Origin of the sequence: Amycolatopsis orientalis DSM 43388, from assembly GCF_000411975.1 — a bacterium.
Taxonomy (GTDB): Bacteria; Actinomycetota; Actinomycetes; order Mycobacteriales; family Pseudonocardiaceae; genus Amycolatopsis; species Amycolatopsis orientalis_D.
Window position 1 is genome coordinate 1 of sequence record NZ_ASXG01000144.1, and the last position, 2,847, is coordinate 2,847.

At 71.3% G+C, this 2,847-nt stretch carries 3 protein-coding genes; all 3 read right to left on the bottom strand.

The features are described 5' to 3' along the window. Nucleotides 1–31: 31 nt before the first annotated feature. The gene (locus L942_RS28895; protein ID WP_037366597.1) at nt 32–967 is read right to left on the bottom strand and encodes a ParA family protein; all 936 of its coding nucleotides are present in this window, start codon (nt 965–967) and stop codon (nt 32–34) included. Between the two features lie 62 nt (nt 968–1,029). After that, nucleotides 1,030–1,821: a thioesterase family protein gene (locus tag L942_RS28900; protein WP_037366599.1), complete on the bottom strand. Its 792-nt coding sequence runs from the start codon at nt 1,819–1,821 to the stop codon at nt 1,030–1,032. After that, nucleotides 1,821–2,711: a RecB family exonuclease gene (locus tag L942_RS28905; RefSeq protein ID WP_037366601.1), complete on the bottom strand. Its 891-nt coding sequence runs from the start codon at nt 2,709–2,711 to the stop codon at nt 1,821–1,823. The genes L942_RS28900 and L942_RS28905 overlap by 1 nt, the downstream gene beginning before the upstream one ends. Between the last annotated feature and the right edge of the window lie 136 nt (nt 2,712–2,847).

Here is a 2,847-nt window from a genome sequence, read left to right on the forward strand (position 1 = left end):
GCGTTGGTGTTAAGTCCGAAGTGGACAGTCTTCAGCGCGGGCGGTTCGGGCGCTTCGGCATCAGGTCGTACAGCTTCTTGCGCGCGCCGTTGTCGTTCACGTTGCGGGCCACCGCGACCTCGGAAATGAAGTCCTCGAAGACGAACTCGTCGTCCGCCGGAACCTCGGTGGGACCCGGGTTTTGCGCCAGGTAGCCGTCCAAGGTCTCGGCGATCTCCCGGAACGACACCGCCTGGATGGTTTCCGGGGCGAACGTCGTGACCGGGACGCCGTGCGCGGCCGCCTCGTTCATCACCACGCCGAGCGGGATGTGCGAGAGCATCGGCACGCCGAAGGAGTACATCTCCTGCAGCGCGGCCGCCGCGTAGTGCGAGATCGGGCGGCGGTACAGGCCCGGCACGATGCCGAACCACGCGATCGGCGAGCGGCCGGTGGTCTGCTCCACGTAGCGGACCTGCTCCGACAGCAGGCGCAGCGCGCGGATGCTCGTCTTGTCCGGCTGGACCGGCACCAGGATGCCGTGCGACGCCGCCAGCGCGTTGTTCGTCAGCACGTCCTGCGCCGGCGGGCAGTCGATGATCACGTGGTCGTAGTGCGCGAACTGGATCACCCGCGCCAGCTGCCACCCGGGCACCCGGAACTGGTCCAGCCTGCGGATCAGGTCGAACATCCCCGGCGAAGTCGGGATCACGTCGAACGCGCCGCCGCGGCCCAGGTTGCTGCGCGGATGCGGCACCGCCAGCTCCTCGATCGGGCCCTTCCACAGCTTCGTGAGCGCCTTCGCGAGGCTCGGCGCGTCGGCCGGGACCTCGTCCATGCCGAGCATTTCGGTCGTCGCGTGCCCCTGCGGGTCGAGGTCGACGAGCAGCACCCGCCTGCCGCGTTCGGCGAGGGCCGCCGCCGCGCCCACGCTCAGCGAGGTCTTGCCCACCCCGCCCTTCTGGTTGACCACCGAGGTGATCTGCATGCCGGAGCGCTCCCTTGTCGGTCGTTCCGCGAAGGCTATCGGACTCGCGCGCGCCAGCGCGCTCATCCGCCCCCGGCCTGTCGCGGGCGCACCAGCAACGCCTGCGCGCCGGTGCCGACCGGGCCGGAACGATCATGCAGCGTACTGGTCGCGGTGCCGATCCCGTGCGGCCCGACCAGCGTCACCGCGTCGAGCCCGATCCACTCGCCCTCCGGAATTCGGCGCAGGTGCACGGTGAGCTCGGAGTTTATGAACCACCAGTCCGCCGTCGGCAGGAAATGCGACACCCCGTTGCCGGAGTCGGCGATCACGAACAGCCGCTGCAACCCGGTCGGCTCCTCGCCGTCGACCAGCGGATACCGCTGCCGTGCCCACACCGCCGCCGGGCCCGGCCCGGAAATCGCGCCGCGGACCGCGCGCCATTCGATCGCGTGCAGGTAGCCGCCCTGCCAGTCGTCCGGGAAGGCGGCTTCGCTGCCCGCGTCGGCCGCGGGCAGCAGCGGCCCGCCGTCGGTGGCGATCCCCGCGGTATCGGACGTGGCGATCCGCCACCCCGACGCCCGCGCCACCATCCGGCCGTTCGCGGACAGCTCGGACTGGACCAATTCGACCGTCCGGCCGGGCCGTTCGACCCACGACCGCTGCTCCAGTTCGCCCACCGGGGCCGGGCCCAGGATCTCCACCGTGACCCGGGCCAGCTGCGCCGGATGCCTCGCCTCCAGCCGCTCGAGCCCGCGCACGAGCAGCGCCGACGGCGGGCCGAAATGCTGCGCGCCCGGACTCCACGGACCGCTGGTGTGCTCAGTCGCCTCGTACCGCTCGCCGCCGAGCGGGAGGAAAAACGCGTCGCCCATCAGTCCGCCCGGTCCAATACCGACTCCTCGCCCGGATCCGGCTCCGGCCAGCCCGGGTACTCCGGCGGCGTGCCGCCGAACTCCGGGCAATGCGCCTGATGGTCGCACCACGAGCACAGCTTGCCCTTGTTCGGCCGGAAATCGCCGGTCTTGCCCGCCTTCAGGATCGCCTGCCAGATCGCCTCCAGCGTGCGCTCGAACCGGACCAGCTCGGCCTCGTCCGGCGTGTAGGCCAGCGACTGGCCGTCGGTCAGGTACATCAGCTTCAGCTGCCGCGGCACGACCCCGCGCAGCCGCCACAGCACCAGCGCGTAGAACTTCATCTGGAACAGGGCCTTGGCCTCGCCGATCTCCCGCGGCGCAGCACCGGTTTTGTAGTCCACGACCCGGATCTCGCCGGTCGGCGCGACATCCACCCGGTCGATGTACCCGCGCAGCAACACCCCCGAGCCCAGCTCGATCTCGACGTGCAGCTCGCACGCCTCCGGCTCCAGCCGGCGCGGATCCTCCAGCTCGAAGTAGGAATCAAGCAGCTTTTCGGCCGAGGCCAGCCACTTCTCCGTCTCGCCGGGTTCGCCGTCCGCGAACAGCTCCGTCCACTCCGGACTCTCGGCGGACAGCTCGGTCCAGGTCGGCGCCAGCAGCTCCTTCGCCCGCGGCGCGACCCGTTCCGCCGCGGGAAGAGCGAAAAGCCGCTCCAGAACCGCGTGGACGAGCGTGCCGCGCAGCTGCGCCCGCGTGGGCACCTCCGGCAGCCGATCGACCGCGCGGAACCGGTAGAGCAGCGGGCACTGCTTGAAGTCGCTCGCCCGGGACGGCGACAACGCCGGCCGCCTCCGGGCCGGCGCGTCGGCCCCCGGAGGGGTGGTGACCGTAGCGGTGTCGGACATGGGCGAGAGCCTAACGCCGGGGTACGACAATTGTTTGGCCCCGCCTTCGGCGGGGCGTGCGGGATCGCCTTCAAGTCGGCGTGCGGAGGGGCAACGTGCCCGGCCCGGGGGGCCGTGCCCATTGCCCCTCCGCACG

Bases quoted from the DNA above. Each gene is read 5' to 3' on its own strand.
- L942_RS28895 (WP_037366597.1), bottom strand. From the start codon at position 967: ATGCAGATCACCTCGGTGGTCAACCAGAAGGGCGGGGTGGGCAAGACC.
- L942_RS28900 (WP_037366599.1), bottom strand. From the start codon at position 1,821: ATGGGCGACGCGTTTTTCCTCCCGCTCGGCGGCGAGCGGTACGAGGCG.
- L942_RS28905 (WP_037366601.1), bottom strand. From the start codon at position 2,711: ATGTCCGACACCGCTACGGTCACCACCCCTCCGGGGGCCGACGCGCCG.